This window comes from Pseudoalteromonas maricaloris (genome assembly GCF_024746855.1).
GTDB classification, from domain to species: domain Bacteria; phylum Pseudomonadota; class Gammaproteobacteria; order Enterobacterales; family Alteromonadaceae; genus Pseudoalteromonas; species Pseudoalteromonas maricaloris.
Genome location: NZ_CP024626.1, coordinates 987,637 through 1,002,832 on the forward strand (window position 1 = coordinate 987,637; position 15,196 = coordinate 1,002,832).

11 protein-coding genes are annotated in these 15,196 nt (G+C 46.5%); all 11 read left to right on the forward strand.

The genetic code is table 11. The features are described from left to right. Positions 1-9 precede the first annotated feature (9 nt). The 11 genes from CTT31_RS22075 (at position 10) to CTT31_RS22125 (ending at position 15,138) form a co-directional block, all read left to right on the forward strand. Entirely contained in the window at positions 10-1,218 is a 1,209-nt protein-coding gene (locus CTT31_RS22075; RefSeq protein ID WP_260492555.1) for an ABC transporter permease, read from the forward strand. A gap of 80 nt (positions 1,219-1,298) precedes the next feature. After that, the gene (gene arfB, locus CTT31_RS22080; protein ID WP_010375624.1) at positions 1,299-1,712 is read left to right on the forward strand and encodes an alternative ribosome rescue aminoacyl-tRNA hydrolase ArfB; all 414 of its coding nucleotides are present in this window, start codon (positions 1,299-1,301) and stop codon (positions 1,710-1,712) included. A gap of 407 nt (positions 1,713-2,119) precedes the next feature. Further along, on the forward strand, positions 2,120-5,338 hold the full coding sequence (locus tag CTT31_RS22085) for a TonB-dependent receptor (RefSeq protein WP_260492556.1): 3,219 nt from the start codon (positions 2,120-2,122) through the stop codon (positions 5,336-5,338). A gap of 106 nt (positions 5,339-5,444) precedes the next feature. Further along, positions 5,445-6,671, forward strand: a complete 1,227-nt coding sequence (locus CTT31_RS22090) for an alanine racemase (protein ID WP_260492557.1) — start codon at positions 5,445-5,447, stop codon at positions 6,669-6,671. A 13-nt stretch (positions 6,672-6,684) separates the two neighbouring features. Further along, entirely contained in the window at positions 6,685-7,557 is an 873-nt protein-coding gene (locus CTT31_RS22095) for a MurR/RpiR family transcriptional regulator (protein WP_045963164.1), read from the forward strand. Beyond that, on the forward strand, positions 7,557-9,023 hold the full coding sequence (locus CTT31_RS22100; RefSeq protein WP_260492558.1) for an N-acyl-D-amino-acid deacylase family protein: 1,467 nt from the start codon (positions 7,557-7,559) through the stop codon (positions 9,021-9,023). Before CTT31_RS22095 ends, CTT31_RS22100 begins: the two co-directional genes overlap by 1 nt. 29 nt (positions 9,024-9,052) lie before the next feature. Continuing rightward, a complete protein-coding gene (locus tag CTT31_RS22105; protein WP_211856795.1) occupies positions 9,053-9,439 on the forward strand; it encodes a RidA family protein in 387 nt (128 codons plus the stop codon). 37 nt (positions 9,440-9,476) lie between these two features. Beyond that, positions 9,477-10,907 carry a sodium:solute symporter family protein gene (locus CTT31_RS22110; RefSeq protein WP_211856793.1) on the forward strand — a complete coding sequence of 477 codons (1,431 nt, stop codon included), beginning with the start codon at positions 9,477-9,479 and terminating at the stop codon, positions 10,905-10,907. Then, positions 10,904-11,857, forward strand: a complete 954-nt coding sequence (locus CTT31_RS22115; protein ID WP_260492559.1) for a sugar kinase — start codon at positions 10,904-10,906, stop codon at positions 11,855-11,857. The genes CTT31_RS22110 and CTT31_RS22115 overlap by 4 nt, the downstream gene beginning before the upstream one ends. Positions 11,858-11,864: 7 nt before the next feature. Next, on the forward strand, positions 11,865-14,231 hold the full coding sequence (locus CTT31_RS22120; RefSeq protein WP_260492560.1) for a beta-N-acetylhexosaminidase: 2,367 nt from the start codon (positions 11,865-11,867) through the stop codon (positions 14,229-14,231). Between the two features lie 7 nt (positions 14,232-14,238). Then, entirely contained in the window at positions 14,239-15,138 is a 900-nt protein-coding gene (locus CTT31_RS22125; RefSeq protein WP_260492561.1) for an SMP-30/gluconolactonase/LRE family protein, read from the forward strand. The last annotated feature ends 58 nt before the right edge of the window (positions 15,139-15,196 follow it).

Genomic DNA, 15,196 nt, shown 5'->3' on the forward strand with positions numbered 1-15,196 from the left:
AGCATGACCATGAGAGATTTATTGCCAATTTTAAAAACCTTAAACAAAAATAAGGCTTCTCCGCTACTACTGATATTGCAAATTGCGCTGACATTTACAATTTTGGTTAATGCCATTTATATGATGATACTTAAAGAGCAAGAATTGGTGCAACCGACAGGGTTAGCCGAGAGCCAGCTGTTCAGCTTTAGAACTCATTTTGAAGGCAGCGATGAAGAAAAAAATGCAGCTCTTGATACCGACCTTGCCGATATCCGTGCACTAGCCAGTGTTGAGAGTGTAAGTACGATCACTAGTATGCCGCTTACTAACTGGGGCCGCTCACTAGATGTTGGTTTAACCCCTGAGGAAGATGAAAGGATAACTCACGCAGGCTACTATGGTTCGGATGACACCATTGTAGATACGCTTGGACTACGAGTGGTTGCGGGTAGAAACTTACAACATAATGATGTGGTACACACCTATTTTGATGGCCATACGGAATCAGCCAGCGTATTAGTTTCGCAGGACTTGGCACATAAAATTCGTCCTAACGATTGGCGCAGTGTGATTGGAGAAACTATTTATGTTGAATCGGTACCGCAAAAGGTTGTGGGTATCGTTGAAACTATGAAGTCACCTTGGCGATTTTGGTACGCTTACGATATGACCGTAATAAGTTCGGTTAGAGAACATTATGAAGAAAGCATCATAGTAGTAAAAGCAAAGCCTGGCCAAAGAGAAATTGCAATGGAGGAAGTTCAAGCCTTAATGCTTAAAAAGCCTGGTCGTCAACTTGATGCCTTTAAATCCTTCGAGCAAATAAAAACGGAAAACTTACAAGCTGATTATGCGGTGAGCCAAACGCTAAAAGCGGTGATCGCAGCTTTGGCGTGTGTAACTGTGCTGGGGATATTCGGTCAGGCAAGATACACCGTTTATAAACGTCGTAAGCAGATCGGTACTCGTCGTGCTCTTGGGGCGACTCAGGCTGATATTCTACGTTATTTTATGATTGAAAATGCGGTGGTGTCTTTGTTTGGCATTACACTAGGCATAGTCATCGCAATCACTGCGAATATTTATTTAGTTAATTACTTTGGGCTTACCAGTGTACCCGGTGATTATTTGATTGCAGGTGCGATAGTAATGTTGCTCGCAGGTCAGTTGGCGGTTACTTACCCTGCTATGATTGCTGCAAGAGTGCCTCCAGCTATCGCAACTCGAACAGCATAGCTACACGCTCCGCACTGAGCGCTGCTATTTCAAGCCTTCCGTTACTTTGTTAAAATAGCAAGTGGAGGCTTGAAATTACTATGCTTAAAATCTCAAATAATGTCACTCTAGCAGAGTGGGAAATCGATATTTCCGCTATTCGTGCCCAAGGTGCGGGTGGACAAAACGTCAATAAAGTCTCCAGTGCCATTCATCTTAGGTTTGATATCAACCGCTCAACACTGCCTGACTTTTACAAAGCGCGCCTGCTTGCACTTAAAGATTCTAGAGTGACCAAAGAGGGTGTCATTGTGCTTAAAGCCCAAAGCTTTCGTACCCAAGAGCAAAATAAGGAAGATGCCTTGGAGCGCTTAAAAACGCTGATCTTAGAGGCCACCAAAGTTGAAAAAGCACGCAGAGCAACCAAGCCAACAAAAAGCTCGCAAAAGAAGCGCCTGAATCAAAAGACCAAGCGCGGGCAAACCAAATCACTGAGGGGATCGGTGAACTGGTAATGACCTTAGTTGTTGATGATGTGGTTTCTTAATTTTCCCGCCAGTGTACGGCAAACTGAATACAAAACTCATTCGATTTAAAGCTGCTTGAACTAGTCATTAACCAGATATGTAAACGTAACTGTCAATATTTTTTCTTAAACATTAGATTAGATGTAACTAATTTTAATTCCTTATATTTCAAAACTATAGTCCACAGAGCCAAATTTTTCGCAAAAAAGTGTTTGCTTTTTAGTCTGTAATGTTAAAAAGTAACAGAGTAGTATTGGATTTTTGTTAGTAAGTAACATGTGATGTGTAGGGGCGTTTAGAGCACGTCACTGTGTGGTAGGTTTTTGGGCTGTGGTGCTAGTGATGGCATTGCTGGCTTTTTCACTGGTTTTTAAAAAGAAGAAAGGAACAACAAAATGTCAAAACTAGTCACTGATATTGGTAAACATAACCCTAAACGAAGCAAACTAAGCCTTGCGGTTTCGTCTGTACTTCTTGGGCTTTCTCCACTTTGGGTTGCTGCTGAAACTGTGGGTCAAAATGACAGCGATGTCAAAATCTCGGAACAGAACGAAGCGGTTGAAGTCATTGAAGTTCGCGGGATCCGGGGCAGTATTAATAGCGCACAAAACATTAAGCGCTTCGCTGATACGGTCAAAGACGTGATCACGGCGTCAGATATCGGGGCATTACCAGACAAATCGGTGACTGAAGCGCTGCAGCGTGTGCCGGGGGTTACGATTGAGCGATTTGCATCATCCGATGACCCTAAACATTATGCTGATGAAGGTACAGGCGTGCTGGTTCGAGGCTTAGACAGGGTTCGCTCTGAGGTGAATGGCAGAGACGCTTTTAGTGCAAATCCGTCAGGCGGTTTGAGCTATGAAGACTTTCCTGCTGAATTGCTAGGCGCGGTGGAGGTGGTTAAAAACCAAACTGCGGATCTTATTTCAGGCGGTATATCTGGCACGGTAAACCTTATCACCCGCAAACCATTCGACTCTGATGAGCGGCTTATCTCGTTCAATGCAAAGGCCAATTATGGCGACTTTAGAGAAGAAGTGACGCCTTCGTTTTCAGCGCTGTTCTCCGACAGTTGGGAAACCAGTGCAGGTAAGTTCGGATTTTTAATTGCAGCTTCTTCATCAGAATATCAGACTCGAGGAGATGGTGTTGGCCTTGGCAACTTCCACTCTCGAGGCGATTCCTTTATTCCTACCTTGGATCAATGGGGTGGCATAACCGGTGTTGATCCATCATCGCCTGTGGATGGCCCCGCTTTACCAGGGCAACCAGCTGGCAGTGTATGGCATGTGCCTGTCGCTATCCATATGAGCACAGCAACTAATGACCGTGAACGTACTGGCTTAACCTCTTCACTGCAGTGGGCAAATGCCGATGAGACCATAGTTGCGACATTAGAGCACATTCGCTCAGAAGCATCTCTTGAGTGGAACGAGCGCCAAATAGGACAAGCTGCTCAAGGCTTTAAAGGTTTCATGGGGTCTTCACAAAATTGGACTGAAAATACGGAAAGTGGCCATCCACTCACTACAGATGATGGTTTTGTGACTTCCGGTATTGCACTTGGCGTGAGCCCCGAAACGCCATTCTTTTATCGTAGCCGCTGGAATTACAACGAAAATACCGTGAAGGACACTTCATTTAAACTAACGTTAAAACCAATAGATAGATTGACGGTCGATTTTGATTACCAGCGGATCGACTCCGACAAAGAAGTGCAAAACTACAGTATGTCGGGTCAAACACGGGGAAACCATGTCCACGTTGTCTCGCCTTATTTCCTCGATATGCGTGGCTCAAGGCCGACAGTGGAGTTTCTCAGTGACAATATTCTAGCGGCAGGTTGGTCACCCAATGAAGATTGGAATGGACCTGTGCCTAACCTGTTTTTGGGCAGCGGTATGGAGCAGGTTGAGCGCAATACGGCAGAATCAGACAGTTTCAAACTGGATTTTAAGTATGAGCTAGACGGTCATTTCACGAGTGTCAGTTCCGGTTTTTATATGTCAGATAAAGACCTAACGGTGCGAGATACCGCTTACGAGGGCTGGTCTGCAATTGGCACTCCTTGGATCCAAGATGACCGGAATGCCGCCGCGGCGGTAAATCGTCCAGAATTATTTGAGCGCGTTGATTTTTCAGATTATTACAATGGTCAGGTATTACAGGGGCCGGTCAATAACTTCTTGTTCCCAAGCATGGAGCTGGTGAAAAACTACGCCGAGTCTTTGCGCCAAGGTTGTCGTGATGGTTGGCACAATGCCACCAACAGTGCGGCAAACAACGGCACATGCTCTGGCACTTATGTACCTTATGAAGATAAACCCAATCGCGTTGAAGGCCCATTCGCCGCACACAATATAAGTTCGACTAACGAGAAGCGTACTGAATTTTACATTCGTGGTGATTTTGACTTCGAGTTTCAAGACATTCCAGTGGTGGGTAACGTTGGCCTGCGCTACGTAAACTATCAACTTGAGTCTACGGGCGCTTTGGTGCAACCCGCCCTCATCAAACGTGGTGAAGAGGGGACATCACTTAATAATGTGATGCAGCAAGCAGAATATAAGCGATATTACGACATTGCTGGAGGAGAGTCCGAACTCAGTACCGTTGATGGCACAGATTACAGCACTTTGCTTCCGAGCTTAAATTTGAGTTTTGGTGTATCAGAAGACGTAGTGGTGCGATTTGGTGCGTCAAAAGCGCTGTATTACCCAAATTTAGTTGATGCCAGAAATATCAGTATTCTTAACTTGGATTACATTCGCGTGCTACAAACTCCCGGCGCTGATTATGACGAGGCAACTAACCCCGTTGTTGGGCTAGACGATATCAGTCTAACCGCACTTTCTGGGAATCCATATTTAGAGCCTGAAGAAGCGATCAATACTGACTTAACTACCGAATGGTATTTCGCGTCCGCAGGTTACGTGACGGTAGGGCTATTCCACAAAAAGCTAGATAATATAATCCGTAGCCGCGCCTTTGATCTTGATGTGTCTTATGGCGGCGAAGATTATGATGTCTCTGCTTACGGCCCCGCTAACACGGGCTCTGGCACCATTCGTGGGATGGAGTTTTCCTACTCACAATTCTACGACATGTTACCGGGAGCATGGAGCGGTTTAGGTTTGCAACTTAACTTTACCTATATCGATCAAGATGGACTTGAAGATCCAAATGAAGTCTCTAAAGGCACGCTTGGTTTCGATGAAAATGGTAACCCGCTAACCGATAATCGTAATACCTTCCGAGTGTTTGGAGGTTTGCCGCTACAAGGTTACTCAGACCAAAACTTTAATATCATCGGTATGTATGAGTACGAGGACATTTCTTTTCGCCTTGCATACACTTGGCGCTCTGAGTATTTGCTCACACTTAGGGAATCTGAAGAGTATGTCCCTGCCTATGCAGAAGCGTCAGGTATGATGGACGCAAGCTTGTATTACACCATCAACGACCATTGGAAAGTGGGTTTTGAAGCCAGCAATTTATTGGATACGGAAACCAAAACCAAGTATCAGATGGACCAAGCTGGGACAAAAACGCAGGCACTCAACTTTACCACGGATAGACGTTTTGCATTGAGCGTCCGTGCGACTTTCTAACGTCAGCAAAGGCCAAGTGCAGCTTGGCCTGATACCAATCGCAGTAAGTCAATGCGCTATTTTGATGTGGGGAATTAATGTTTAAACTCAAGGATTTGAATAAACGATGACAATATTAGCGAAAGGCACTGGCGACCCACTGCAACTAGAAGATAGCGGCTGGGATATTCTCACAGAGCAGGTCAGTTTGCCAGTTGCAGTGATAAAGCAAGACGCCATCAACCACAACGCGAATTGGATGGCGAATTTTGCAAAGGAAAGCCAAGTATTATTGGCACCCCACGGCAAGACGACGATGTCTCCAGCGCTATTTACACTACAGCTTGAACATGGCGCATGGGCCATCACGGTAGCGACCGTACCACAAGTTTCCGTAGCCATAGTTGCGGGCGCAAAACGAGTGATCTTAGCGAATCAACTTGTTGGCGAATATCATATGAAGCAAGTTGCTAGCATGCTTACTGATACTGACGTTGAGCTCTATTGTTTTGTTGACTCTATTGCAAATGCCCATGCCTTAGGCACATTTTTTACTCAGCATTCGCTGCGCATTTCCATTTTGCTTGAGGTGGGGGTTGAAGGCGGTCGCGCTGGTTGGCGCAATCTTGCAACGTTAGTGCAGCTGGTCAATGTATGCCAACAATATGCTAGCTTAGAGGTAGCAGGCATCGGATTTTATGAAGGCGTGATCCACGGCCATAACGCTGAGCAAAGGATTGTCACATTCGTTGACTCAGTAATAAAAACGGCGGCAGATTTACGACAAACAAACGTGTTTTCAAAGGCGTTACCTATTATCACGGGGGCGGGTTCCGCTTGGTACGATGTTGTGACAAAGACACTAAACAAAAGTGAACAGGCTCAGCAATTTCGTTTTGTGATCCGTCCCGGCTGCTACCTTATTCACGATACCGGGATCTATCTGGATGCGCAGCAAGCTGTGTTATCACGGAGCAATCTCGCTTGCGATTTGGGGGAAAGTTTGGTGTCGAGCTTAAGCATATGGGCTTATGTGCTTTCGACTCCAGAGCCGGGGGTCGCGATAGTTGGTATGGGTAAAAGGGATGTCGCATTTGATGCTGGCATGCCCACACCAGAGCTGATTTACTCTCCGCCGTCAAAGCAGCTGTGCTCATTAGGCGGCGCGGTAAAGGTCGAAACAATCATGGATCAACATGCTATGGTAAGTATTGCATCTGGGTGCGAGGTACAGGTTGGCGATATGATCTGCTTTTCGACTTCTCATCCTTGCTTGACCTTTGATAAGTGGCGACAAATTGGTGTTGTTGAGCGAGATTGGGTGATCACCCAAACCATTTCTACCTATTTTTAATTGAGGCGAAGCTGTGGACATTATTAGCAAAATTAAGGAAGGTTTGGGGCACTTTAGCCCAGCGGAAGAAAAAGTCGCTCGGCTTATTTTGGCTGAGCTTAACTTTGCCGCAAGCGCATCCATTAGTGAGTTAGCTGAAAAAGCACAAGTCAGTCACGCCAGCATCACACGGTTAGCGCGTAGCTTAGGCTGTACCAATGTACGTGACCTTAAATTTCAGCTGACACAATCAGCCGCAATTGGTGAGCGTTTTACAAATCCTGAGCCAATTGAAAAAGAAAAGATTTCTCATGTTTATACCTCTATTCAGGAGATCCTCACGCTCAATGCGGGACTCATCGATGAAGCGGTTGTGGAGCAGGCGAGTGAAGTGATTTGCGCCACACGTCATTGCTTAATTTTTGGGGTTGGTGGTGGTAGCAGCCTGATGGCACAAGAATGTCAAAATCGCTTATTTCGCTTGGACGTACTTAGTAATGCTCACTCCGATCCCATGATGATGCGCATGGTTGCCGCAACGGTGAATAAAGGGGATGTGGTGATTTGTCTCTCGCTTAGTGGTGTTTCTCCTGATGTGAAAGCGGCGGCGCTTATCGCCAAAGAGTATGGCGCTGAGGTTATTGCTATTTGCCCAGTGAGCGACTTGGCGGACATTGCCGATCATCACTTACCCATCAAAACTCAAGAAAGTGATTACATCTTTAAGCCCAGCGCTGCACGCTATGCCATGATGGCGGCGGTGGACATTTTGTCGAGCGAAGTTGCTATCCGTAATCAAAAGCGCTCAAGAGAAAAGCTCCGACGGCTTAAAACCCAGTTAGATCAGCATCGAGATAAAAACAGCAATATGCCACCTGCCGATAAACGCTTTCCTTTGGGGGATTAATGCTGAGCTCATCTCTTTATGTTGATACCCTCATTCAAGGCGCGACGGTGTATTTTGAACCAGACTCCAAAGCGCAAGTGGTGGATGTCGCGATTAGCAAAGACAAAATTGTTGCGCTTGGCAATTGCAACCATTTGCAAGCACAGCAATGCATTGATGCCACGGGCTTAGTGCTCGCGCCGGGTTTTATTGACGTACATACCCATGATGACCTTGAAGTGCTGCGAGGCCCACATATGCTGAGCAAAGTGAGCCAGGGTGTCACCACCGTCATTGCCGGTAATTGTGGCATTAGCGCAGTGCCTTACTGTACAAATCAAGCGCCGCTCGACCCTATTAACTTACTCGGGGAGCAATCAGAATTCGCCTATCGTGAACTACAGGATTATCAACATGCCTTTAATAAGGCCGCTCCGAGTGTCAATTTAGCCATGTTAGTTGGTCATACAACGCTCAGAGCGCAGGTCATGACGGATTTATCTCAAGCTGCCAATGCGCAAGAACTTGAACAGATGAAAACCTTGCTGCACCAAGCGATGGTGCAAGGGGCGATAGGCTTTAGTACTGGCCTTGCTTATTACAATGCGAAGGGGGCAAGCCAAGCTGAAGTGAATGCGTTGGCTGAGGTTGTTACACCATTTGATGGTATCTATACCACGCATTTACGCACAGAATTTCAAGGAGTCATCCGAGCCATGGACGAAGCCTTTGCAACGGCAGAGCATGCCAAACTGCCGCTGGTTATTTCACATATAAAATGTGCAGGTAGAGAGAATTGGGGCAGGGCACCTGAGGTATTAGCGCATTTTGAACAGCATAGGCAAACACACCTAGTGAGCTGCGATTGCTATCCTTACGCCGCGAGTTCAAGCACCTTAGATCTTAATCAAGTGACGGAGGAGACGGACATTTTTATTACTTGGTCGGAGTCTCATCCAGATCTTGCACAGCAAAGCTTGGCAGACATTGCTACGCAATGGCAAGTGTCTCAGCTTGAAGCAGCAAAGCGTTTGCAGCCAGCGGGTGCTGTGTATCACTGTATGCTGGAAGATGATGTGCAGCGGTTTTTAAGTTATGAACACAGCATGGTAGGGTCCGATGGTTTGCCGTGCGATCCGCATCCGCATCCGAGACTGTGGGGGACATTTCCGCGGGTGCTTGGACATTACTGTAGAGAACAACAATCGCTGCCGTTGGCATTGGCTATCCACAAAATGACAGCGCTGCCAGCAGCGCGCTTTAAGCTACAGCTACGTGGCAATATTCAAATTGGTTATTTCGCCGATCTGGTGTTATTCGACCCCAATCGGGTTCTAGACCAAGCAAGTTACAGCAATCCAAAACAACTTGCCTCAGGCATTGTGAAGGTTTGGGTGAATGGCAAGCTCAGCTATGTTGAGGGCGCGAATGCAGACACCATTGTCGATTTCGGCCGAGCAGGACGATTTTTAACGCGTCAAAACTAATAAAAATCAAAAATCATCAAGAGGTTAACATGACAATAAGAAGAATAGGTGCTGAGGGCGGCACGGGTACTGGTGGACAACACTTACCCTTTGCACGAGCGGTTGAAGCTGGCGGTTGGTTAAAAGTCTCGGGGCAAACGCCAATGCGAGATGGTGAAGTGGTTGAGGGTGGCATTGTTGATCAGTCGCGTCTGGCCATAGAAAACTGTATCGCGATTATGACCGAGGCAGGTTATGGCCTTGAGCATGTTACGCATGTTTCTGTGGTATTAACTGACGCAAGATATTTTCAGTCCTTTAATAAGGTTTTTGCAGAGTATTTTTCAGCGCATCCTCCTGCGCGAATTTGCATGGTGGCCGACTTAGTCGTGGATTGTAAAGTTGAGGTTGATGTCACCTGTTACAAAGGCGAATAGACGTTATACGAACAACAATGTTCACAGGAGGAGAAGCATGACGGATAGTCAGCAAGTGTATTTGCTTATTTTTCTGTTGTATTTGTTTGCCATGATAATGGTGAGTTGGCTAGCATCTCGGTGGCAACGGTCAAATTGCGACTATTTATTAGCTGGGCGAAAAGTACCGCTGATGCTGACGCTAGGCACCACCGTTGCCACTATGGTTGGCACTGGCTCGTCGATGGGAGCGGTCGGCTTTGCCTATCAACACGGTTGGGCGGGCACGCTTTATGGCATTGGCGGCGCGCTGGGTATTTTATTGCTGGCTTGGTTGTTTGCGCCGGTTAGGGCTGAGCGCTTCGCGACAATGAGTGAAGAGTTAGCAAGCTATGTAGGCAATCATCAAGTCGTTAAAAAGCTCTTAGCAATATTGATTTACGCGGCAAGTGTCGGCTGGCTTGGCGCACATTTGATTGGCGGGGGCATGTATTTAGCTTGGCTCACTGGGCTAGATGAGATCAGTGCAAAACTGATTATTGGACTGGGACTTGCGGTATATGTGACCTTAGGTGGATATTCGGCGGTAGTCTGGACGGATGCTATTCAGGCCGTTATTTTGTTTTCGGGCTTTTTGTTGATGACCTACTTTGTAGTCGAGGTGGTCGGTGGTTGGCAAACGCTAACCAGCGCTTCGGTTGCAGCGGGAGCTGGGCTCTTTTCATATCAAAATATTGGTTTATTGCCTGCTATTTCAATGGCGCTGGCGGTGCTGGTGGGCGTATTGGCAACACCATCGTTTAGGCAGCGGATCTACTCCGCCAAAAGCATAAGCAGTATTCGTATGTCGTTTATTATCTCGGGATTACTTTATTTAGGGTTTTCATGTATTCCTGCTGTGATTGGTATTGGTGCTTATGCAGTTAACTCGAGTTTAGACAATCCTTCATTTGCTTTTCCCTATTTGGCGTTAACGGTGATGCCGGTGTTGATTGGTGGCTTTATTTTATTGGCGGGTATTTCAGCGACACTTTCTAGTGCCAGCTCCGACGCCATTGCTGGAGTCAGTGTGTTGGTTGCTGATATTTATCTAACTTGGTGTAAGGGAAATATTGCGCCACACAATCCGCTTTTGGTCTCTCGTATAGCGATGTTGACTACCGTATCGCTGGCATTATTTATGGCGGTGTTGTCGAGCGACATTATCAGCTATATCACCAAAATGATTTCCGTTGTATTAGCGGGGCTTTGTGTGATGGGGTTATTGGGACGCTTTTGGCAAGGTTATACTTGGCAAGGCAGTTTAGTCACCTTGATGGCAGGTTCAGTGGCTGCCCTACTCGTTGGTATGAACGACGGCTGGCTGGCTTATTTTGGTAACCCGATTATTCCTGCGCTGCTCAGTGCTTTGGTGTTTGGTGTATTGACGAGTGTGGTGACAAAACCCAGTGTTACCGCATCGCCCGAAAAAACGGAAGTGACATCATGAAAAGCGCAATAAAACAGTTGGTGTGCTTTGGTGAATGTATGGTGGAGCATAGAGCAGATGGGACTAGCTCGTTTGGCGGTGATACCTTTAACACGGCTTGGTACTTAGCTCAGTTACTCAAGCAAAGCCACGATAACCACATAACACTCAGTTTTGCCAGCGCCATTGGTACGGACAAGGCCAGTACAAACTTGCTTGATATGTTGTCAAACACCAACATCAGACAAGACTATATTTCGCTTGAACCACATAGCACGCTTGGCGAGTACTGGATTACGCTCGATGAGAAAGGAGAGCGACGCTTTACCTTTGCTCGTGAACACAGCCCTGTAAGGCAGTATTTTAAGCGTGATGAGACGTTAACTCAGGCGCTTCACAACAAGGATATTGATGCAATTTATCTCTCTGGAATAAGCCTTGCCATTATATGTGAGTCGCAGAGAAAGCACTTATTTGAGGCGTTAGCTGCGTTTAAAAATCGAGGTGGACTCATCTTTTTTGATAACAACTATCGCCAAACCCTTTGGCGTAGCGATAACCCAAAATTGAGTTATCAGGCTGTAATGGCGCTGGCGGACATCGCATTTTTAACCGACGAGGACGAATACGCAGTGTATGGCACCGCAAATGTGGACGAAATAATCGCAGAGCATAAAAAACAAAGCTCACAACTCTTAGTTATTCGCCAAGGTGCTCAGCCATGCGTGATCGCGCCAGCTGATGATTCTTCACCCATTTATATCGCGGCGCAAAACATAGCGCCGCAACTTATCTTAGATACCTGTGGTGCGGGCGATGCATTTGCGGCGGGGTTTTTAGCACATTGGCTGAAAGGTTGCGATTTGCAAACGGCTGTTTGCTTTGCACACCAAGTTGCCGCCGAGGTGATCCAGCATCACGGCGCGCTGATATCCGCCGACTTTCTGCCAAAGCTTGTTACTCAGGAATAGTGTCATTATGAGAATGTACTTTAGTGTTTTTTTATTCACCGTGTTGTTGCCGATTTTAACTGCAAAAGCAACGCCACTGTCGCTTATGCCCATGCCGCAACAAGTGAGTATGACCGAAGGCTCGCTGGTGTTTGATAACGAAATCGAGGTTGCGATACACGGCTTTAGTGCGCAGAGGCAGGCATTTCTGTTCGCCAGAATGCAGCAATACATTGAGCGCATTACTGGAAAACCTATTCTTTTACGGGTAGTAAAGGGTGGCAAAGCGGACTTAACCATTCGCGTGGAAAATATCGAAACCGAGTTACAGTTTCCTCAGCTGAATATGCCAGAAGACTACCAGCTTCAAATTGAAGAGGGTGGAATAGTGCTTAGCGCAACCTCCGTTTTCGGCGCGCAGCATGGTCTTGCTAGCCTGTTACAATTGGCCCAGAGTAATACATCGAGGCAATTCATACTCCCCTATACAACGATCAGCGATAATCCCCGCTTCCCTTGGCGTGGGCTACTTATTGATAGTGTTCGCCACTTTATGCCAATTGCGACAATAAAGCGCCAACTCGATGGTATGGCCGCGGCAAAGCTAAACGTTTTGCACTGGCACTTAACTGATGACCAAGGCTGGCGAATGGAAAGTAAGGTGTTTCCTAAGCTGACTCAACTGGCCTCAGACGGATTGTATTATCGTCAATCAGAAGTGAAAGAAGTGATTGAGTATGCAAGCCTTTTAGGGATCCGCGTGGTGCCTGAATTTGGAATGCCGGGGCATGCAAGCGCGATTGCCGTCGCTTACCCAGAGCTGATGACGAAAGCGCAACCTTATGAGATGGAGCGTCATTGGGGAGTATTTAAGCCACTGCTCAATATCGCAAGTCCTGATGTGTACGCCTTTATCGACGATTTACTGGCTGAGATGACGAGTCTATTTCCAGACGGCTACCTGCATATTGGGGGTGACGAGGTAGAACCTGAGCATTGGTTGGAAAGCCCTGAAATACAGGAGTTAATGGCAAAACATGCGTTGAAAGACGGTCACGACCTGCAAAATTACTTTAATACTCGTGTACAAAAGCTTATTGCTAAGCACCAACGTGTGATGATGGGATGGGATGAAATTTTTCATCCGGCGTTGCCTACGGATACTGTCGTGCAGTCTTGGCGTGGTCATGATTCGTTAAATGCAATTGCAGAAGCTGGTTATCAAGGCATTTTATCAACCGGATTTTATATTGATCAGCCGCAGTATTCATCATTTCATTACCGTAACGACCCACATCCGGTGCTACCGACAGTGGATCTCACTCAACCGCGAGTATTAAGCTTAGCCTTTACGATCCCACGCCTAAAAGGCAGCGCAGTCAAAGGCGATCTTGTGGTGTTGGGTGAGAAAGTGCTTATAAAGCTTAATAACAACCGCCATCAGCTAGCACAAACAGATAAGCCAATTACTCGCAAGACTCAGCAATTTACCGCAGCCATGGATAGTTGGATGGGACCGTTACAGTTTGAGTTTAATACAGCGCAGCAACAAGGCACGGTAATGATCGGTAATAGCCGTTATCCGCTCACACTTGAGGCGCTTGAAAAACCACAACCAGTCGAGGTTTCAACGCCGTTAAGCCAAGAAAATGGTGCACGTATTTTAGGTGGCGAGGCGACCATTTGGAGCGAAATGGTCACCGAACATAATCTTGATGTCAGAATATGGCCGCGGCTTTTTGTGATTGCTGAGCGTTTATGGTCTGCTAAAACGCTTACAGATAGCAAGCAGATGTATGCGCGGTTGGATCATATTAGCGATTTTGCACATAACGTCATTGGCTTAGGTCATAAAACGCAGCAACAAGCGGGTTTTAATAGGCTTATCAGCACAACTTTGGGTGAGCCAAAGCGTAAGGCCTCGCTTGCATTACTCACTCATCTCGCAGAGCTTGTAGAGCCAAGTCACTATTACACGCGTCATCATATTAAGTTCTTAAACGACGAGTATCACCAGTTTGCAGCGCTTGATAAATTTGTCGACTATGTTGCGGTTGAAAGCCGTCAGGTGAGGCTGCTTGAGGAGCGAGTCGAAAGCTATATCGCTGGTGATAACACAGCCTTAGCGCACATTGGCGCGATATTGCAACGTTGGCAAGCGGGGCTTGAGGCGTTAACTCTGTTACAGCAAAGTCCCAAACTTACAGAAGCACACTCAACGGCGTTAACGGTGACGCAGTTTATTACATTGAGTCAGCAAGTGCTTGCGGTTTGTAAAGGGGCTTTACAGGCTCCGCACCTAGATAGCCAGCTGCTAGCGCTGCAAAATTTAACGGATGAAGTGGTCATAACAGGAATTTATCCAGTTCGAGCGCTTTACCTTCATTGTAAATAGGAAAGTCATGAGAAAGGTCATACTCAGTTTATTTTTGCTACAGAGCAGTGGTTATGTAGCTGCCAACACGGTTGTAGATACACAAGATTGGATAACGGATGGTGTTTTCACGCAAGGTATTGAGGGACCTGCGGTGGATGATGCCGGCGTGTTGTATGCGGTTAATCATCAACAGCAAGGCACCATTGGTAAAGTGACTGCGCAAGGCAAAGTCGAAACTCTGCTGACATTAAAAAATGGCTCTATTGGTAACGGTATTCGCTTTGATAAGCAAGGCAATATGTATATAGCCGATTACGTCAATCATAACGTGCTTAAAGTCACCAAAGCGGCACTTGCACAAGGTGGTGATTTGTCACAATCCGTGACGGTATTTGCTCACGATAATCGCATGGATCAACCTAATGACCTTGCGATCATGGACAACGGAATTCTTTTCGCCAGCGATCCTAATTGGCAAGCCAGTAGTGGTAAACTTTGGCGTATAAATACAAACGGAGCAGTAACCTTATTGGAAGCGGATATGGGCACCACCAATGGCATTGAAGTTAGCCCTGACAATAAAACACTTTATGTGAATGAGAGCGTGCAGCGTAAAGTATGGCGCTATGAGTTAGATGAACAAGGCAATATTAGTAACAAACAATTATTTATCTCGTTTACCGATTTTGGCTTAGATGGTATGCGCACGGACAACCAAGGCAACCTTTATATCGCCCGTTATGGCGCTGGTGTGATCGCTGTGGTTTCACCTCAGGGCAAGCTAATTAAAGAAATTAAACTGAAAGGCAAGCACCCGACTAATGTGGCTTTTGGTGGCGAGGAGGGGAAACGCTTATTTATTACCATGCAAAAACGCGGTGGTATCGAGATGGCTGAGGTAGAGTTTGCAGGGCGTGGCAAGTAGTGTAGTGGCGGATGATAAAATGGGCTGGAAAAGTTTTCAGAGTTGGTGATATAGAGTG

Coding starts and splice junctions, on each gene's coding strand:
- CTT31_RS22075 (WP_260492555.1), top strand. CDS start 10: ATGAGAGATTTATTGCCAATTTTAAAAACCTTAAACAAAAATAAGGCT.
- arfB (WP_010375624.1), top strand. CDS start 1,299: ATGCTTAAAATCTCAAATAATGTCACTCTAGCAGAGTGGGAAATCGAT.
- CTT31_RS22085 (WP_260492556.1), top strand. CDS start 2,120: ATGTCAAAACTAGTCACTGATATTGGTAAACATAACCCTAAACGAAGC.
- CTT31_RS22090 (WP_260492557.1), top strand. CDS start 5,445: ATGACAATATTAGCGAAAGGCACTGGCGACCCACTGCAACTAGAAGAT.
- CTT31_RS22100 (WP_260492558.1), top strand. CDS start 7,557: ATGCTGAGCTCATCTCTTTATGTTGATACCCTCATTCAAGGCGCGACG.
- CTT31_RS22105 (WP_211856795.1), top strand. CDS start 9,053: ATGACAATAAGAAGAATAGGTGCTGAGGGCGGCACGGGTACTGGTGGA.
- CTT31_RS22110 (WP_211856793.1), top strand. CDS start 9,477: ATGACGGATAGTCAGCAAGTGTATTTGCTTATTTTTCTGTTGTATTTG.
- CTT31_RS22115 (WP_260492559.1), top strand. CDS start 10,904: ATGAAAAGCGCAATAAAACAGTTGGTGTGCTTTGGTGAATGTATGGTG.
- CTT31_RS22120 (WP_260492560.1), top strand. CDS start 11,865: ATGAGAATGTACTTTAGTGTTTTTTTATTCACCGTGTTGTTGCCGATT.
- CTT31_RS22125 (WP_260492561.1), top strand. CDS start 14,239: ATGAGAAAGGTCATACTCAGTTTATTTTTGCTACAGAGCAGTGGTTAT.